The organism is Collinsella sp. OM08-14AT (assembly GCF_003438115.1).
Classification (GTDB): domain Bacteria; phylum Actinomycetota; class Coriobacteriia; order Coriobacteriales; family Coriobacteriaceae; genus Collinsella.
The window spans coordinates 39,004-56,540 of record NZ_QSTE01000016.1 but is presented as its reverse complement, the minus strand read 5'-3'; the positions used below and the strand labels follow the sequence as shown (position 1 = coordinate 56,540).

Below are 17,537 nucleotides of genomic sequence, written 5' to 3'. Positions count from 1 at the left end.
GTAGGTGCTTCTAAATGTACTGTCGACTTCTTCTCAAACTAATCCTAAGAGACAAGGCCGTATGGATTTGTACGCTCGTTCTCGCTGCAGCCTTTTCCGTCCCCATTGCGTTCAATTCACCCATCTACGGGCCCTTCTTTATGAAACAGGGCATGCAGAGCTTTGTCGACGCATTCAATACGCGCGCGCCCCAAGCCAACGGCACAGACCTATCTCCAGAGCAGCAAAATGACGCGGAGCTTGCAAGATACGCGAACGCCGCCCTTGCCGCTCAAACCGACGCCGCCTTTCTCGATTCTGCCGAGAGCTACTACGCGCTCATGGACGAAGGCTTCCAATCCGGATCCATCGTGGGAGACCGAGAGACCAATGACGCGGAGCTCGCATATTGCCGTGCTCTGAGCAGTTCCGGCATCACGCACATTCCGGCCTCCGCAAGCGATCTGCCATTCCTTTCCTTCCTGCCTTACGCCATTGCCATGGTTCCGTCTTTCCTTCCCTTCATTCCCTTTCTTCTCTCGTCGATACTCCTGCTCGGGGCCACAAGGCCTGCGACCCTGGCGGCGAAGGCGCCCGTGCCCAAATTCCGGCGCCTTATCCAGATCGTGTTTTCGATAATCGCCGCGGGGACCGCGATGCTCCTCGCCGGCCTTGCACCCGGGGGCATTTACGCCTTGGCCCTAAACGGCTTCGGGCAAATTGGGTACCCGATCGCCTTCTTCCATGACGGCGCGCTTACCACCACGACTGCGGGAAACGTCTTCACAGCCCTGCTTATCGCGCTTCTTGCGGGCGGAACCTTAATATCCGTTTGTTCCGTCGTCCTATCGACCGCAACGAGGCGCGTCCTCGCAGGCCCCCTTACCTCCGTGCTGCTTGTCGCGGCCCCGGTATTCCCGTTACTGTCCGATTCGGCACTGGAGCATAACGCCGCGCTCAATCTCCTGCCGCTGGCCGTATTCTCGCCTATCGAGGCAACGGGCTACGTAGGATGCTTCCCAACAGAATTCATTGGCTCCGGTTCAGGCAGCGCATCGATGCTTGCCGTGGCCCTGATATACGTCGCGGTCTTTTTTGCGGTCGGCGCCGTTGCGACACGTTCGCCCAAACAGTCTGGACCCGCGAAAAAGCGCCATGGGCTCGAGCTTCTAGACGCGAGCGTGGGATACGGAAGCACGACGATACTTTCAATCGGATCGCTTTTCTTGAGCCCGGGAACGGCGGCGGGCCTCATTGCTCCCAACGGCTCGGGGAAAACCACCTTTCTTGAAGCGCTGTCGGGCCAATTTCCCACCCGTATCCACTCGGGAAGCCTGGTGGCAGACGGAATCAGCCAACGTCAGTCAGCCGAATTTGCAGAACTCGTCTACCTGAGCTCTTCAGGCGGCACGGATCTTTACCCCACGCTATCAGCCCTCGAGCACCTTGCTTTCGTTAGGGAGGCGTGGAAATCGGCCGCCGACATCGACTCGCGCTGCCACTCCCTCGGAATCTCCTCATATCTCGACAAGCCGACCCGTAAACTCTCGACAGGAATGAAGCAGCAGGTAAAGCTTGCCATGGCGATATCGACCGATTGCCCGTACCTTATCCTCGATGAACCGCTGAACGGCCTCGATCCGGGAAAGCGGAAAACCTCCTGCGACGCGATGCGCAGCGAGGTGGCGCGGGGACGAAGCGTGCTCATTTCAAGCCATCTGCTCGACGACCTGGCAGACCTCACCAACTCGTTCTACTTCATCGAGGCCGGCACGCTCGTGGAAAAGATCGAGTCGTCCTCGCAGACGCTCAAGCAGGAATACCTCGATACATACGAGAGATGAATGTGGGGGAGTGTTCGGATGAAGTTGATATTTAAGGTCCAGCTCGTGTTGTGCCGAAAAGACCGTGAACCTTTTGTGGGACACGCGGCGCCGTGGTACCATAGCCGAGTTTGTTGTCTTGGTCGGAAACCAAGACGCCTTATGCGCTGATCGGTAACCAGCGCCTGACTAATAAGGAGTCCTACCATGAAGCAGGGTATCCATCCCCAGTATGTCGAGTGCACGGTGACGTGCTCCTGCGGCAACACCTTCAAGACGCACGCTACCGTGTCCGAGATGAAGGTCGAGCTTTGCAACGAGTGCCACCCGTTCTACACCGGCCAGCAGAAGTTCGTCGACACCGGTGGACGCGTCCAGCGCTTCGCCGACAAGTTCGGTGGCGCCGCTGCCGCCCAGCTCAAGAAGGCTGAGGAGGCCAAGGCTGCCAAGGCCGCCAAGGCTGCTGAGGCCGAGGCCGCTCGCAAGGCCGCCGCTGAGGCTAAGGCTGCCGAGAAGGCTAAGCGTGCCGCTAAGTTTGCCGAGGAGGCTGCCAAGCAGGCTGCCGAGGCTCCCGCAGAGGCTCCCGTCGAGGAGGCCGCTGCCGAGGCCGAGACCACCGAGGCTGCTGAGTAAATAGCTCGCCGCGGAATCGCTCGCATTCATGGCATAAGGGCCGCGCATCCGTTTGGGTGCGCGGCCCTTTTCTTTTTATTGGTGCAGGCTAACCCGTTCCCATTGCACCAGATTGGCGCGAAGGGGACGGGTTGGTTTGCACCAAATGGCAGAGTGACGGCGTTTTCCCAGATAAAACCTGCCAAAATAAACCAGTCCCTTTTTGGCAGGTCGGTCGGGTCGTAGTTATTACGTGGCGGTCGAGGTCGACCGTATAGGCCGCGCCTTGTTTGGCTAAAGTACAATCATCTGTGTTTAACTCGCCCGCAGCTGCACGGCGTGGGCGATGGCCAAAAAGGAAAACCACATGGGATTCATATCAAAGCTGCTGTCCTTTGGATCCGATAAGGACCTTAAGCGCTACTACAAGATCGTCGACCAGATCAACGGTCTTGAGCCCCAGTTTGAGAAGATGACCGAGGAGGAACTCCGCGGCCAGACCGATAAGTTCCGCGAGCGTTACGCCAACGGCGAGTCGCTTGACGACATGCTCCCCGAGGCCTTTGCCACCGTGCGTGAGGCTTCCAAGCGCACCATGGGTATGCGCCACTTTGACGTGCAGCTCATTGGCGCCATGGCACTGCACGAGGGCCACATCGCCGAGATGAAGACCGGCGAAGGTAAGACCCTCGTCTCCACGTTGGCTGGCTATCTCAACGCTATTGCCGGCAAGGGCGTGCACGTCGTTACTGTCAATGATTACCTTGCCAAGCGCGACTCCGAGTGGATGGGCCGCATCTATAAGTACCTGGGCATGACTGTCGGTCTGCTCCAGAACAACATGCCGCTCGAGCTCAAGCGCCCGGCCTACCAGGCCGACGTCACCTACGGCACCAACTCCGAGTTCGGCTTTGATTACCTGCGCGACAACATGGTTACCCGTCCCGAGCAGCGCGTGCAGCGCGGCCACAACTACGCCATCGTCGACGAGGTTGACTCCATCCTGATCGATGAGGCTCGCACCCCGCTGATCATCTCGGGCGCTGGCACCAAGTCCGCCAGTACCTACAAGGACTTCGCGCGTGCCGTGCGTGGCCTTGAGCGCGGCGAGGACGTGTCGCACGACATGCTTACCGCCACCGAGGACGTTGAACCCACGGGCGACTACGTCATGGACGAGGCCAAGCACACCATCGCTGCCACCGAGCGCGGTCTTAAGAAGATCGAGCGCCGCCTGGGTATCGATGACATCTATGCCGATCTCTCCGGCCAGCTGGTCAACCACCTGCAGCAGGCGCTGAAGGCCCAGTACATGTTCCACCGCGACAAGCAGTATGTGGTCACCAACGGCGAGGTCAAGATCGTCGACGAGTTCACCGGCCGCATTATGGAAGGCCGCCGTTACTCCGAGGGCCTGCACCAGGCCATCGAGGCCAAAGAGGGCGTGCTCGTGCGCGAGGAGAACCAGACGCTGGCGACCATCACCCTGCAGAACTACTTCCGCCTGTATGACAAGCTCTCCGGTATGACCGGTACGGCACTCACCGAGGACGCCGAGTTCCGCGAGATCTACAAGCTGCCCGTCGAGGTAATCCCCTCCAACAAGCCCGTGCAGCGCGTGGACCACGAGGACCTGGTCTACCGCACCATTCAGGCTAAGTACAACGCCGTTGCCGACGACGTTGAGCGTCGTCACGCTAAGGGCCAGCCGGTCCTGGTGGGTACCGTCTCCATCGAGAGCTCCGAGAAGCTGTCCGCCGCCCTCACGAAGCGCGGTATCGCGCACGAGGTCCTCAACGCCAAGCACCACGAGCGCGAGGCCCATATCGTTGCCCAGGCTGGTCGCTATGGCGCCGTGACCATCGCTACCAACATGGCCGGCCGCGGTACCGACATCTTGCTGGGCGGTAACCCCGACGAGCTGGTGCGCGAGCGCCTGGAGTACGAGGGCCTGACCATGGAGGACGTAACGCCCGAGCAGCTCGAGCAGTTTAACGCCGAGGCCAAGGAGACTTGCAAGGCCGAGCGTGAGCGCGTTCTTGCCGCCGGCGGCCTGACCGTCATCGGCACCGAGCGTCATGAATCCCGCCGTATCGACAATCAGCTGCGCGGCCGTTCCGGCCGTCAGGGCGATCCGGGCGAAACCCAGTTCTACCTGTCGCTCGAGGACGATCTGATGCGTCTGTTTGGCGGCGACAAGATGGACCGCGTCTCCAAGATGATGGTCACGGCTGACATGGGCGACGATATGCCCATCCAGCACAAGATCATCTCCAAGGCTGTCGAGAGCGCCCAGCACAAGGTCGAGAGCATCAACTTCTCCATGCGTAAGAGCGTTCTTGAGTACGACGACGTCATGAACAAGCAGCGCCAGGTCATCTACGCTGAGCGCAATAAGATTCTGGACGGCAAGGACCTGACCGACCACATCACCGAGGTCATGCACGACACCGTGTACCGCTGCGTTCAGGAGTTCTGCACCAAGGACAGTCACGATGGCGAGCGCGACCTGGAGGGCCTGCGCAAGTGGGTTGTGGAGCTCACCGGCCACATCGATACGCCGAAGTTCCCCGACGAGGATTATGAGGCTCTGGCTGCCGATGTCCTGGCTTACGTAGAGAAGTGCTACAACATGAAGGCCGAGCGCTTGGGCGAGGACCTGATGCGCGAGCTCAACACCCAGGTCATGCTGCGCGTCATCGATACCCGCTGGATGAACTACCTGCAGGAGATGGACTACCTCAAGACCGGCATCGGCCTGCGCGGCTTTGGCCAGCGCGACCCGCTGGTCGAGTACAAGACCGAGGCCTACGGCGCGTTCCAGATACTCGTCGACACCATGTACGAGGATTACCTGCGCACGGTTCTGCGCATCGAGATCAAGGCTGCCCCGCGTGTCGTGGAGCACAAGGAGGAGCCCGCGCTCGAGGGTGCGCACTTCTCCGGTCCTGCCGAGGTCGATGGTGACAACGGCGACTCGGTGCTGCGCAAGCAGGCGCAGGTGCAGGCCCGCACGGCTGTCCAAGGCGGACCGGCTGCCGTCAACAACGGTGGCAAGGTGACGACCTACCGCAAGTCCGAGAGCGACGATCCGTACGTCAACGTGGGCCGCAACGACCCGTGCCCTTGCGGTAGCGGTAAGAAGTTCAAGTACTGCCACGGCAGGAATCGTTAATGGCTGAGGCTTTAGAGGTAACGCCCGCCGAGCTGGACGCGTTTGCGGACCGGCTCGGTGAGGTTGAGTCGTACCTCCATTTGGACGAGAAGCGCACCCGCGTAACGGAGCTCGAGGCCAAAAGCGTCGCCCCGGGCTTTTGGGACGACGCCGATGCCGCTCGCGCCACGATGGAGGAGATCGCGCGCACCAAGGAAGATATCGCTGCCGTGGACACCGCGCGCGGCGAGCTTTCCGATGCCCGCGCTGCGCTGGAGCTTGCCGAGGAGATGGGGGATGACCCCGACGCCGTCGCATTGCGCGAGGAGGCTGCCGCTACGGCAGAACGCCTAGCCCGCGCCATCGACGAGCTTGAGCTTGCGAGCTGGTTTACCGGGGAGTTCGACCATGGCGACGCGATTGTGACCATCAAGCCCGGGCAGGGTGGTTTGGAGGCCCAGGATTGGACCTTCATGCTCTTTAAGATGTACATGAAGTACTGCCAGCGCCGCGGTTGGAAGGTCACCATCAACGATTGCCCCGCGGCCGAGGTCATTGGCATTGATCGCGCGACCTTTACCGTCGAAGGCAAGGACGCATTTGGCATGCTGCGCGCCGAGGCCGGTGTCCACCGCCTGGTGCGCATTAGCCCCACCGACGACAAGAAGCGCCGCCAGACCACGTTTGCCGGCGTCGAGGTCATTCCGGTGCTGCCCGACGATATCGATATCGAGATCAACCCCGACGACATCCGCGTCGACGTGTACCACGCAAGTGGCCCGGGTGGTCAGGGCGTGAACACCACCGACTCCGCCGTGCGCGTGACGCATTTCCCCAGCGGCATTGTGGTCACCTGCCAAAACGAGCGCAGCCAGATCCAGAACAAGGCCGCGTGCATGCAGATCCTCAAGGCTCGCCTGTACGAGATTGAGCTCGAGAAGCGCGCCGAGGCCCTGGATGAGATTCGCGGACCCAAAACCACGATTGGTTTTGGCAACCAGATCCGCAGCTACGTGCTCTACCCGTATCAGATGGTTAAGGACCTACGCACGGGCGTTGAGACCAGCAACGTCGAGGCAGTTCTTGACGATGGCGACCTGGACCCGTTTGTTATTGGCTACCATCGCTGGGCCACTGGCAACGCTGACGCGGAGATCCCATCTGCATAAACCGCCCGGTTTATGTGGAAATGGATAAAACCCTCCGAGCAGGGTGGTTTTGTATCCAAAGCAAACCCTGCGCAGGGGTGGTTTTTGTTCGGCGAATCGGTAGAATCGAATACAGCAAGAAGTTCGAAGCGCATCCGTTTGGGTGCGCTTTTTTGAGGGAGGTAGCATGGCATATCGTCTGGACATTAAGCGCATTCTATCGATGAACTTCTTTCACGACCTGCCCCAGATTATGTTGGGGTGCGCTCTGGCCGCTATTGCGACCGACCTGTTTTTGATTCCCAACGGCCTTGCTGCCGGTGGTGTTACGGGCCTTGCCACCATTATCCAGGCGGTCGGCGCATCGCGCGGCATATCGCTTCCCGTTGGTATTCAGACGATCGTGATGAACGCCTTGCTGTTGCTGGTCGTTATGCGCGAGGGCGGCATGTTCTACGTGGTGCAGACCGCGACGGGCTTTGTGCTGCTGGGCTTCTTTACCGATCTGTTCGCCCCGTTTGTAGCACCTCTGGCGGATGCGGACCTGATGCTCCCTGCCATGTGGGGCTGCATTATTACAGGCATCGGTTACGGCATGGTGCTGCGCGCCGGCGCCAACACCGGCGGCTCGGACACGATTGGCCAAATCATCTCGCGTAATACCTCGCTGCCCGTGGGCTCGACCGTCATGGCGATCGATGTTGCCGTATGCGCGCTGTCGGCCCCGGTCTTTTCGGTCGAAAACGCGCTGTATGCGGGCCTTTCGATGGTCATTAGCGGCTACGTGATCGATGCCGTGGTCGACGGTGGCAACAGGCGCCGTATGGTGCTCATCATCTCGGACAAGTTTCCCGATATCGCGGCCGATATCATGTATGGCCTGGGCCGCGGCTGCACCAAGTTTAGGGCGACCGGCATGTACTCGGGTGCCGAGAAGCCGGTGATCATGGTCATTGTGAGCCGCCGCGAGCTCAACACCCTCAAAACGATCGTGCGCGAGCGCGATCCTCACGCCATTGTGACGGTCGCCGACGTTACGGAAACCTTCGGTGAGGGATTCAAGGACATTAACGCGTAGGGCCGACTGCGTTCCATCCAAAAGACGTTCACATTGATAAACCGTTTCATCAGCGGTTCTGCCTGCTCAATTGTTCAAATAATGATAAATACTCTGGTAAAGCTTCCAGTTTCCAGCATAATGAATGACGTACGTGCATCGCGGCTGTGTTGGGACTACCTTTCCGTGCCGTGCGCATCTTGTCTTAAGAGGATGAAAGGAAGGCACAATGAGCGACGAAGAGCTCAAAAAGGTTGCCAACGAGGTAAGGAAGGGCATCGTCACCGGCGTGCACGCTGCCAAGTCCGGCCATCCGGGCGGTTCGCTCGGCGCTGCCGACATCATGACCTATCTGTACTTTGAGGAAATGAACGTCGACCCGGCCGACCCCCGCAAGGCCGACCGCGATCGCTTCGTGCTTTCCAAGGGTCATTGCGCGCCTGGTCTGTACGCTGTGCTCGCCGAGCGCGGATTCTTCCCCAAGGAGGATCTCGAGACGCTGCGCCACATCGGCAGCCACCTGCAGGGTCACCCCAACATGAACGACACCCCGGGCGTCGATATGTCCACCGGTTCGCTCGGCCAGGGCATCTCCGCCGCCGTGGGCATGGCCGTTGCCGCCAAGCACTGGGGCGACGACTATCGCACCTACGCCCTGCTGGGCGACGGCGAGAGCGAGGAGGGCCAGGTTTGGGAGGCCGCCATGTTTGCCGGCAACCAGCAGCTTGACAACCTCTGCGTGATCGTCGACCACAACGGTCTGCAGATCGACGGCCCCGTCGAGGAGGTCAACGACCCCATGCCGCTCGCCGACAAGTTCCGCGCCTTCAAGTTCCACGTGGTGGAGCTCGCCGACGGCAACGATTTCGATCAGATCCGCGCCGCCTTTGCCGAGGCCCGCGCCACCAAGGGTCAGCCGACCGCCATCATCGCCGAGACCACCAAGGGCAAGGGCGTTTCCTTTATGGAGAACCAGGTGGGTTGGCACGGCAAGGCCCCCAACGATGAACAGTTTGAGCAGGCCATGGCAGAGCTCACGGCCGCCGGAGAGGAGCTCTAGGATGGCAGACGTCAAGAAAATCGCCACGCGCGTAAGCTACGGTGAGGCCCTCGTCGAGCTCGCCAACGAGCACGATGACTTTGTGGTCCTCGATGCCGACCTGGCCGCCGCCACGCAGACCGGCAAGTTTAAGGCAGCCTGCCCCGACCGCTTCTTCGATGTGGGCATTGCCGAGAGCAATCTGATGGGTGTTGCCGCCGGTATCGCGACCACCGGCCGCGTTGCTTTTGCGAGCACCTTTGCCATGTTTGCCGCTGGCCGCGCCTTTGAGCAGGTCCGCAACTCCATCGGCTATCCGCACCTTAACGTTAAGATCGGTGCCACGCACGCCGGTATCTCGGTGGGCGAGGACGGCGCCACGCACCAGTGCTGCGAGGATATCGCCCTCATGCGCGTCATCCCCGGCATGACCGTTATCGTTCCCGCCGACGACGTGGAGGCTCGTGCCGTGACGTGCGCCGCCTACGAGTGCGACGGCCCCGTGTACATGCGCTTTGCCCGTCTGGCCTCGCCGGTCATCAACGACCCCGAGACCTACAAGTTCGAGGTAGGCAAGGGCATCGTCATGCGCGAGGGCACCGACGTCACCATCATCGCCTGCGGCCTAATGGTCGGCGAGGCCCTCGAGGCCGCCGAGCAGCTCGCTGCCGAGGGCATCGATGCCGAGGTCATCAACATGCACACCATCAAGCCCATCGACGCCGACCTGATCGTCAAGAGCGCCACCAAGACCGGTCACGTCGTGACCGTCGAGGAGCACTCCGTGATCGGTGGCCTGGGCAGCGCCGTTGCCGACGTTCTGTGTGAGCAGTGCCCGACGCCGCTCAAGAAGATTGGCGTCAACGACACCTTCGGCGAGTCCGGCCCGGGTGCCGAGCTCCTGCACAAGTACGGCCTGGACGCCGCCAACATCGTGGCGACCACCAAGGAGTTCTTGGCATAAGGCAAGACGAGGCAAAGTATCGCGTCGACAACCGCAAACAAGCCAGAACAGGGGCGTCCTCAAAGAGGGCGCCCCTGTTTATGCTGAATTTAAATTAGAGTCCTGCCAAGCAAAGTTCCCATGGGGAAACGAGCCCATCCCAGCAAAGTGCAATTCAGACCCTTCCAATTTTGTATGCGCAGCATCTCAAGTTGGTGCGTCGGCCCCATAGTAGCCGCAGGCCGGGCGCAGGGTTACCTCCCAAATCTTTCCGCAGCGCAGGCCGGCGTTTGTCCGCAGCTCCGCAGGAGCAGGACAAATGCCGGCCATGCGCGAGGACGATTTGGGAGGTAACCCTGCGCCCGGCCGGTGAGACCCAAACCCCGCCATGCTTCTTATGTGCAGCAAAGCTAATGCTGCTAAAATACAAAGCGCTCATGTAGTTTAAACGCACGACGATAAGGAGCACCAGTGGGTAACCACTTCCGTACCTCCGGTGCGGGCGATGATGCCCCCAAGACGCAGACAGGCGTCCAGGGCAGTCGTTTCGCCACTCCGGATTCAGAGGGCCAGCTTGTTGCTCAGGCCCCCGCTCAGCCGGCAGATCAGGCACAGCCGGCATCCGATCCCTTTGCCTACAATCCCACCAGCGATGTCGCGCTTTCCGGCACGGCGGGTTTTGAGCCCGTTCAGGCCGTGACCGCTCGCGTGGAGCAGCCTCAGGCTGGCGCTGCCACGCCGCAGCCTACCATGGCCGGCATTCCCGACCCCATGGCCCCTGCGACACCGGCTCCTCAGCCTGCGCAGTCCGGTCTCTTTGCCGCTATTCCCGACCCCACGCAGCCTGCTGCCCCGGTGGTCGAGAGCGATCAGGCGGCCGAGGTCGCAAGCCTCGATAACGCGCTCAACAACCCCGATTTTACGTCGGTGTTTGCGCCCATCGATCCGCAGGCCAGCCGCAAGAAGATGGCCAAGCAGGCCGGTGTCGAGCCCGTCATCCTTATGGAGCATGTCACCAAGATCTATCCGGCACAGCCCAACAAGCCTGCACTCGACGACATCAACATCGAGATCTATCCGGGCGAGTTCGTCTTCCTGGTCGGTCACTCCGGCTCGGGTAAGACCACGCTGCTGTCGACGCTCAACCGCGACGTCAAGCCGACGAGCGGTCGCATCCTGGTTGCCGGTCAGGACCTCATGAAGATCAAGAACCGCAAGGTTCCGTTCCTGCGCCGCCAGATTGGCGCCGTGTTCCAGGACTTTAAGCTCCTGCCGCAAAAAACCGCCTACGAAAACGTGGCGTTTGCTCTGCAGTGCATCGGCAAGCCCAAGGGCGTCATTCGCAGCCAGGTGCCGGAGGTGCTGCGTCTGGTCGGTCTGGCCGATCAGATGGACTCGCTGCCCGACCAGCTTTCCGGTGGCGAGCAGCAGCGCGTCGCCGTCGCCCGCGCTATGGTCAACCGTCCGCCGCTGCTGATCTGCGACGAGCCCACGGGTAACCTCGACCCGGCGATCTCGCTGGGCATCATGAAGCTGCTCGAGCGTATTAACCGCACCGGCACCACCGTGATCGTCGCCACGCACGACCGCGAGATGGTCGATAGCATGCACCGTCGCGTGATCGCCCTCGAGGGCGGCCACGTTATCCGCGACCAGGAGAGGGGAGGTTACGGCAACTATGGCACCAACTAACGTGGGCTACTCCTTCAAAGAGGCAATCAGTCACTTCTTCCGTAACTGGACTACCTCGCTCGGCGCCGTCATCACGATCTTCCTTTCGCTGTTTATCATCGGCCTGTTCATCATGGGTTCCGCGATGCTGAACTCCGTGATCGGCACCGTCGAGGATCAGGTCGTCATCAACGCCTTTATTAGCGATGACGCCGACCAGGCAGATGTTCAGGCCTTTGAGGCTGAGCTCAAGACGTGGAGCAACGTCAAGTCCGTGACGTACAAGGACAAGGACGACGCGCTGGCCGAGTATACGAGCAAGATGTCTGGCAAAGCCGACGCCACCATGAGCGCGCTCGATGGCCAGAACCCGCTGCCGGCTTCGTTTGCAATTGAGATGGACGATCCGTCCAAGGTCGAGAGCACGGCCCAGAAGCTCAAGAAGAACGCCGACTTCCAGAAGATCGCGGATGACGGCGACGTCAACGCGAGCGTGCTGTACGGCCAGGAGGAAGTGAGCCGCCTGTTCCAGGTGACCAACTACATCCGCATCGCCGCCGTGGTGCTCGTTGGCCTTTTGACCTTTATCGCATTCATCTTCATCAACAACACGATTCGCCTGTCCATCACGGCGCGTCGTCGTGAGATTGCGATTATGCGTCTGGTCGGCGCCAGCAACGGCTTCATTCGCGGCCCGTTTATCACCGAGGGCGTACTGCAGGCCATTTTGGGCTCGCTGCTTTCCATCGGCGTTCTGGAGCTGCTGCGCAATCTGATGATTCCGCGTTTGCAGGAGAGCATCGGCTGGATGTCGTTTGCCATGCCGATGCAGTACTACCTGGTGACCTATGCTGCGCTGATTCTGGTCGGCGTGATTATCGGTCTCTTTGGTTCTGCCATCGCCATGCGCCGCTACCTGCGCGTGTAGGCATGCCTGGAATTCATCCCTTCCAACGGGTCGTCTCTTGCGGGGCGGCCCGTTTTTTGATCCCTAGGGGACGGCAGGAAAACGGATCATTTGGGTAGACTCTTTGGAGTTCGCAATCGATAGTTAGGAGGCGCCATGGGGCGCAATAACAAGCATAAGCGTGGAGCTCGCAATAAGCGCGGGCCGGTGCGCAGCGAACGCCGTCCGAGCCTGACCGGGCGCGTGCAGCTCCATGAGCATAGCGCCTACGTTGTAACCGAAAACGGCGACTACAAGGTCATGGGCCGCGGTAAGCGCGAGATCATGGATGGCGATACCGTAGCCGTGAGCATTAAGAACAGCCCGCACGGTGAGCGGCGCGCCGTGATCGAAGGCGTGGTTGAGCGCGCAGCCATAAGCGTGGTGGGTACGTACCAGACCGCTGGTCCGCTCGGTGTGATCGAGCCGCTCGATTCGCGCCTGAAGGCCGACTTCTTCATTCTGCCCGAGGATACCTCGGCGGATCGTCTGGGCGTCCACCCGGGTGATGCCGTTGTCGCGCGCATTTTGACCTACCCGACGCGCCTGGAATCGGGCACCGTGACGATCGAACGCCGCATTGGCGGAGATGACGCGCCCGATTTGGGCGTTCAATACGTGATGGCGCGTTACGGCTATACCGATAGCTATCCCGAGGCCGCGCTGGACGAGGCCGAGGGGCTTTCGCTCGATGTGTCCGCGGCGCTTAAGGACCCGCTCCGCCGCGATCTGCGCGACCGCTTTGTCATCACGATCGACCCGGTCGACGCGCGCGACTTTGACGATGCCATTTCGCTTGAGCGCACGCCCGAGGGTGGCTACAAGCTGGGTGTGCATATCGCTGACGTTTCTCACTATGTGGCTTGGGACGGGCATATCGATCTTGAGGCTCGCCATCGTACGACATCGGTGTATCTGGCCGATCGCGTGCTTCCCATGCTGCCCGAACGCCTGTCCTGTGACCTATGCTCGCTTCGCCCTGACGAGGACCGTCTTGCGTTTACCGTTGACATTGAGCTCGATGCGCAGGGTCGCGTGCGGCATTACGATCCGTACCCCAGCGTGATTCGCTCGCGTGTGCGTATGGACTATGACGGCGCCGAGGCGCTGCTGGTGCGTGCCGACGCGGTTGAGTATTCGGTGCTGGAAGGCGCCGCTGAGGATGTTGCGGCTGCTGAGGCCTCGCGCGAGGAGGCGCTTGAGCGCGGTCTTGCGTGCGAGGAAACTGCTCGCGGCTATAACGTCGACCTCGGCGATTTCCTTGTCGCCGCCAACGAACTCGCCGAACTTCGCCGTCGTATTCGTCGTGCCCGCGGCTCAGTCGATTTTGACACGGCCGAGATTCGCGCTCTATTGGATGAGGACGGAGTACCCGTGCAGATTGTGGCGCGCGAGCGTTCGTGTGCCACGTCGCTTATCGAGGAAGCCATGCTACTCGCCAACGAGTGCGTTGCAGAGTGGCTGGCAGACCGTGATATCGAGGCCTGCTATCGCGTGCATGAGGATCCGAGCCCCGATAGCCTGCACGGTGCCGCCGTTGCGCTGGCGCAGCTGGGCATCATCGACGATCGCCGTGCTGCCGGTATCGCCCTGGGGAGTCCCGATGAGCTACAGGCTGCAGTTGATGCTGCCGCCGGTACGGCCAACGCACCGCTCGTCAACACGCTGCTTCTGCGCAGCATGCAGCGCGCACTGTACAAGCCGCGCAACGAGGGCCACTTTGCGCTCGCCGCGCCGTGCTACTGTCACTTTACGAGTCCCATCCGTCGCTACCCCGATCTGGTGGTGCACCGCGTGCTCAAACTGCAGTTGGCCTATGAGCAGCTCGGCGGCAAGGACGCCCTGGTCCGTACACCGCGGCTGATCGGCAAGGGGCGCGAGTCGCTGCCGCGCATTCTGCCGCAGATCTGCCGCGCATGCAGCGATGCCGAGCGCGCGGCAGATGCCGCTAGCCATGCGACGCAAAAGATCAAGATTGCCCAGTACTATGAGGATCGCCTGGGCGAGCGCTATGCCGGAACGGTCTCATGGGTCAGCAGCATGGGCCTCTTTGTGCGCTTGGACCTGACGCAGGTCGAAGGCTTGGTTTCGATCAAGAGTCTGGGCAACGAGTGGTTCGAGTTCGACGAGGATGCGCTTACGCTGACGGGCGCCGACACGGGGACTCGCTATGAACTGGGCCAGCGCGTGATTATCGAGGTTTCGCGCGTCAATACCACGCGTGGGCACTTGGACTTTAAGCTTATCCATTAGCCAAATCTCGACTCATGGCGGGAGAGCGGAGGGCGGTCTTTCGGGGCCGCCCTCCGCATTTGGATCATAGCTACCTTGCCGTCCGCTCGGCCGCCCGCTTACCTGCTATTCGAGAGGTAAAACCTACCAAAATAAACCTGTCCCTTTTTGGCAGGTTTACAAGAAAGCGGGGATGAGATGGCGACGGTGTATGGTTATGCGCGGGTGAGTTCGCGCGATCAGAATCTAAATCGGCAGCTGGATGCGCTGGGCGCCTATGGCGTGGGCTCGGCGAATATTTATGCCGACCATGCGAGCGGCAAGGACTTCGATCGCCCGCGGTATCGCGAGCTGCTGCACATCCTGGGAGACGGGGACGTGCTGGTGGTGCTTTCTATCGACCGGCTTGGCCGTAATTACTCCGAGATTCTTGAGGAATGGCGACGCATTACCAAGGAGCTCGGGGTTGCCATTGTGGTGTTGGACATGCCATTGCTTGACACGCGCGCCAGGGCCAGCGGCGCGCCGGATGTGACCAATACCCTGATTGCCGATATTGTGCTACAACTGCTGAGCTACGTGGCGCAGGTGGAGCGCGAGAATATTCATCGGCGCCAGGCGGAGGGGATTGCAGCGGCGCGGGCGCGAGGGGTCCGTTTCGGTCGACCTCGCAAGCCGTGCCCTCCTCAGTTTGAGCTGGTGCGCGATAGCTATGAGGCGGGCGATATTACCCGCAGCCAGGCGGCAAAGTGCCTGGGCGTGTGCGTGGGGACGTTCGATCGCTGGATGCGCGAGGCGGGGTAGGGGTTTGCGTCGCTTTGTCGCTTCCTGTTGCGATTCAAATTTTGATACGGTGACGATGCCATTTGGGGCTACACTCGCTGATATTCAAAAAAGGAGGTAGGCCCTTGGCGCGCGTAAAACAAATAATCGGATGGACCGCGATCATTCTGTTCGCTGCAACGCTGGCGGGCATCTGGGTGCTGACGGAGCAAAATGCGGTGGAGACGTCGTTGCTGAGCGAGTCCACCGCGCGCGTGGTGGAGGGTCAGGCTACGGGCGTTCAGGCTGCCGATGTCGCGGGTGAAGCTCAGACCGAGAACGGGATGACCGGGGGCACCGATTCGGCTGCTTCGAATGTCCGGTCTGGCCGACTTGCTTCCATTCGCATGTGGGTGGGCACGAACGTCCGTCGCGTTGCCCATACCGTAGAGTTTTTCTTCGTCGGATTGTTCGCCTCGGTGGTCGTGGTTTGCTTTTCCAGGCGTCCTTGGAGCGTATGCTCCCGTTGCGTGCCCGTGTTGCTCTTTTGCGCCGTCTGCTCCGTTGGCGATCAGGTACATAAGATCTTTGTTCCCGGCAGGCATTTCGACGTTATCGATTTAGGATTCGATGCTGCGGGCTATGTCACCGCCATGCTGTTGGTATTGCTGGCAGCGGCGTTGGTGCGCTATGCGACTCGGCCGATCGGCGCCCATGCGAGGCGCTAGCCTTAAGACGAGACATCGCGACTGCCTATGCTTCGACATTGGCTACAATAACGGCTGCAATCGCGAGTGGTCGTCGATGTGCAGTTTTCCGGACACCTGTTTTCTCTAAGAAAGGAAATCCCATGACCGTACTGTTTGTTGAATATCCCAAGTGCTCGACCTGTAAGAAGGCCAAGGCATGGCTGGACGAACACGGGGTAGAGTATATCGACCGCGATATCGTTTTGGACAATCCCACGGCTGATGAGCTTGCGACCTGGATTGCTCGTTCGGGACTGCCGGTGCGGCGCTTCTTTAATTCGTCGGGCATGAAATATCGAGAGCTGGGCCTGAAGGCGCGTCTAGATGCGGGCATGACGGATCGGGAGTGCTACGAGCTGCTGGCGACCGACGGCATGCTGGTCAAGCGTCCGCTGTTGGTGGGCGACGACTTTGCGATTCCCGGCTTTAGGGAAGCAGCTTGGACCGAGGCGCTGCTGTAGCGGCTGCGGAAAGTGCGACCCGTTTTGAGCGCTCGGGGTGGGACGTGTTTTCCATCGGAGGGCTCGCTCGGCTCAATCCTTGAGCTGTGCCCATTCGTGCGGACCGTAGACCTTTACGTGCTTGTTGGGCTTGCCGCTCCAGTACTCCTCGTCCATAAAGGGCAGATATGCCTGAACACCGGGGCAGATAAAGGGAATCCGCTGCTGTTGCAGTCGCTCGCGTTGGCGCTGCTCCAGGTGCGCCTCGGATATGACAGTCGGCATACCGGACAGCTCGACGAGGCTTGCCTGGATTCGCTTAAGGTCGGGGAGTCCCGCGTGCCATGACATCCGCATGATCAAAAAGGATGCACGGCGGTATTTTGCCTGCATTACCGTGATGGCGGGGCGCAGGGTGGGATGGATTTTGTCCCGTTCGGGCCAAAGGTCAGCAGTGATCTCGAGGCCCAGGGTCTCCCATAGGTAATCAAGCTCTTCGTCCATGGCGCCTCGATATCTACGTGATCATTGATACTTCGATTGTGTTGCCTGGTGCTATCGTTTTCGCGGTAGAATCTGCCAACGGTTGACGGCTACCGCTCGCGGCGTTTTGCCCTTCGTGTGCAGCGGTCGACTTCACAGGTCCTTCACGTGTCGGCCGTATTTGACTGAATTTCAAAAAAGTCAAAATTAGGGCTTGCGTCACGGCGGGACTTCCCGTATATTTCTTTCTTGCGCAAAGGCACAGCCGAGCGCAGCGATGCAGTCATTGGGATGTCGTCTAATGGCAGGACAGCGGATTCTGGTTCCGTCAATGGGGGTTCGACTCCCTCCATCCCAGCCATTGCATTTGCTACATATGGCCCGTTCGTCTAGCGGTTTAGGACGCCGCCCTCTCAAGGCGGAGATCACCAGTTCGAATCTGGTACGGGCTACCAAAATTGAACGCCCGGGCCTCGTAAGAGACCCGGGTTTTGTGTAT

Annotated in this window: 14 protein-coding genes and 2 tRNA genes; 15 read left to right on the top strand and 1 reads right to left on the bottom strand. The window is 60.5% G+C overall.

Annotation, left to right across the window (positions count from 1 at the left end):
• Nucleotides 1-140: 140 nt before the first annotated feature.
• The 13 genes from DXC18_RS08825 to DXC18_RS08765 all read left to right on the top strand — a co-directional run bounded on the left by DXC18_RS08825 (nucleotide 141) and on the right by DXC18_RS08765 (nucleotide 16,576).
• Nucleotides 141-1,823: an ATP-binding cassette domain-containing protein gene (locus DXC18_RS08825; protein WP_158552058.1), complete on the top strand. Its 1,683-nt coding sequence runs from the start codon at nucleotides 141-143 to the stop codon at nucleotides 1,821-1,823.
• Between the two features lie 186 nt (nucleotides 1,824-2,009).
• Nucleotides 2,010-2,435 carry a 50S ribosomal protein L31 gene (gene rpmE / locus DXC18_RS08820; RefSeq protein ID WP_006235303.1) on the top strand — a complete coding sequence of 142 codons (426 nt, stop codon included), beginning with the start codon at nucleotides 2,010-2,012 and terminating at the stop codon, nucleotides 2,433-2,435.
• 346 nt (nucleotides 2,436-2,781) lie between these two features.
• Complete coding sequence (secA, locus tag DXC18_RS08815) at nucleotides 2,782-5,589, top strand: preprotein translocase subunit SecA (RefSeq protein ID WP_117716917.1); 2,808 nt, start codon at nucleotides 2,782-2,784, stop codon at nucleotides 5,587-5,589.
• Nucleotides 5,589-6,737, top strand: a complete 1,149-nt coding sequence (gene prfB / locus DXC18_RS08810; protein ID WP_117716916.1) for a peptide chain release factor 2 — start codon at nucleotides 5,589-5,591, stop codon at nucleotides 6,735-6,737. Before secA ends, prfB begins: the two co-directional genes overlap by 1 nt.
• 166 nt (nucleotides 6,738-6,903) lie before the next feature.
• Nucleotides 6,904-7,794, top strand: a complete 891-nt coding sequence (locus DXC18_RS08805; RefSeq protein WP_117716915.1) for a YitT family protein — start codon at nucleotides 6,904-6,906, stop codon at nucleotides 7,792-7,794.
• Nucleotides 7,795-8,002: 208 nt separating this feature from the next.
• On the top strand, nucleotides 8,003-8,833 hold the full coding sequence (locus DXC18_RS08800) for a transketolase (protein WP_099432020.1): 831 nt from the start codon (nucleotides 8,003-8,005) through the stop codon (nucleotides 8,831-8,833).
• Between the two features lies 1 nt (nucleotide 8,834).
• On the top strand, nucleotides 8,835-9,776 hold the full coding sequence (locus tag DXC18_RS08795) for a transketolase family protein (protein ID WP_117583024.1): 942 nt from the start codon (nucleotides 8,835-8,837) through the stop codon (nucleotides 9,774-9,776).
• Between the two features lie 450 nt (nucleotides 9,777-10,226).
• Complete coding sequence (ftsE, locus tag DXC18_RS08790) at nucleotides 10,227-11,447, top strand: cell division ATP-binding protein FtsE (RefSeq protein ID WP_117629495.1); 1,221 nt, start codon at nucleotides 10,227-10,229, stop codon at nucleotides 11,445-11,447.
• The gene (gene ftsX / locus DXC18_RS08785) at nucleotides 11,434-12,354 is read left to right on the top strand and encodes a permease-like cell division protein FtsX (protein WP_117716914.1); all 921 of its coding nucleotides are present in this window, start codon (nucleotides 11,434-11,436) and stop codon (nucleotides 12,352-12,354) included. The genes ftsE and ftsX overlap by 14 nt, the downstream gene beginning before the upstream one ends.
• A 135-nt stretch (nucleotides 12,355-12,489) precedes the next feature.
• Nucleotides 12,490-14,625, top strand: coding sequence for a ribonuclease R family protein (locus tag DXC18_RS08780; RefSeq protein ID WP_117629496.1), 2,136 nt, complete (start codon nucleotides 12,490-12,492; stop codon nucleotides 14,623-14,625).
• Between the two features lie 177 nt (nucleotides 14,626-14,802).
• The gene (locus DXC18_RS08775) at nucleotides 14,803-15,408 is read left to right on the top strand and encodes a recombinase family protein (protein WP_117629497.1); all 606 of its coding nucleotides are present in this window, start codon (nucleotides 14,803-14,805) and stop codon (nucleotides 15,406-15,408) included.
• A gap of 104 nt (nucleotides 15,409-15,512) precedes the next feature.
• The gene (locus DXC18_RS08770; protein WP_158551657.1) at nucleotides 15,513-16,094 is read left to right on the top strand and encodes a VanZ family protein; all 582 of its coding nucleotides are present in this window, start codon (nucleotides 15,513-15,515) and stop codon (nucleotides 16,092-16,094) included.
• 122 nt (nucleotides 16,095-16,216) lie between these two features.
• The gene (locus DXC18_RS08765; RefSeq protein WP_117583016.1) at nucleotides 16,217-16,576 is read left to right on the top strand and encodes an arsenate reductase family protein; all 360 of its coding nucleotides are present in this window, start codon (nucleotides 16,217-16,219) and stop codon (nucleotides 16,574-16,576) included.
• Between the two features lie 72 nt (nucleotides 16,577-16,648).
• Here the strand turns inward: DXC18_RS08765 and DXC18_RS08760 are convergent, their stop codons facing one another.
• Nucleotides 16,649-17,059, bottom strand: a complete 411-nt coding sequence (locus DXC18_RS08760; RefSeq protein ID WP_117629499.1) for a hypothetical protein — start codon at nucleotides 17,057-17,059, stop codon at nucleotides 16,649-16,651.
• A gap of 266 nt (nucleotides 17,060-17,325) precedes the next feature.
• Here DXC18_RS08760 and DXC18_RS08755 point away from each other — a divergent pair.
• Together DXC18_RS08755 and DXC18_RS08750 are read left to right on the top strand one after the other, a co-directional pair.
• Nucleotides 17,326-17,399 (top strand) — tRNA-Gln (locus DXC18_RS08755).
• Nucleotides 17,400-17,416: 17 nt separating this feature from the next.
• Nucleotides 17,417-17,493 (top strand) — tRNA-Glu (locus DXC18_RS08750).
• Nucleotides 17,494-17,537 lie beyond the last annotated feature (44 nt).

Excerpts from the sequence above, each read along its gene's own strand:
- secA (WP_117716917.1), top strand. The coding sequence starts at position 2,782 with ATGGGATTCATATCAAAGCTGCTGTCCTTTGGATCCGATAAGGACCTT.
- DXC18_RS08765 (WP_117583016.1), top strand. The coding sequence starts at position 16,217 with ATGACCGTACTGTTTGTTGAATATCCCAAGTGCTCGACCTGTAAGAAG.
- DXC18_RS08775 (WP_117629497.1), top strand. The coding sequence starts at position 14,803 with ATGGCGACGGTGTATGGTTATGCGCGGGTGAGTTCGCGCGATCAGAAT.
- rpmE (WP_006235303.1), top strand. The coding sequence starts at position 2,010 with ATGAAGCAGGGTATCCATCCCCAGTATGTCGAGTGCACGGTGACGTGC.
- ftsX (WP_117716914.1), top strand. The coding sequence starts at position 11,434 with ATGGCACCAACTAACGTGGGCTACTCCTTCAAAGAGGCAATCAGTCAC.
- DXC18_RS08825 (WP_158552058.1), top strand. The coding sequence starts at position 141 with ATGAAACAGGGCATGCAGAGCTTTGTCGACGCATTCAATACGCGCGCG.
- DXC18_RS08805 (WP_117716915.1), top strand. The coding sequence starts at position 6,904 with ATGGCATATCGTCTGGACATTAAGCGCATTCTATCGATGAACTTCTTT.
- DXC18_RS08780 (WP_117629496.1), top strand. The coding sequence starts at position 12,490 with ATGGGGCGCAATAACAAGCATAAGCGTGGAGCTCGCAATAAGCGCGGG.
- DXC18_RS08795 (WP_117583024.1), top strand. The coding sequence starts at position 8,835 with ATGGCAGACGTCAAGAAAATCGCCACGCGCGTAAGCTACGGTGAGGCC.
- prfB (WP_117716916.1), top strand. The coding sequence starts at position 5,589 with ATGGCTGAGGCTTTAGAGGTAACGCCCGCCGAGCTGGACGCGTTTGCG.
- DXC18_RS08760 (WP_117629499.1), bottom strand. The coding sequence starts at position 17,059 with ATGGACGAAGAGCTTGATTACCTATGGGAGACCCTGGGCCTCGAGATC.
- DXC18_RS08800 (WP_099432020.1), top strand. The coding sequence starts at position 8,003 with ATGAGCGACGAAGAGCTCAAAAAGGTTGCCAACGAGGTAAGGAAGGGC.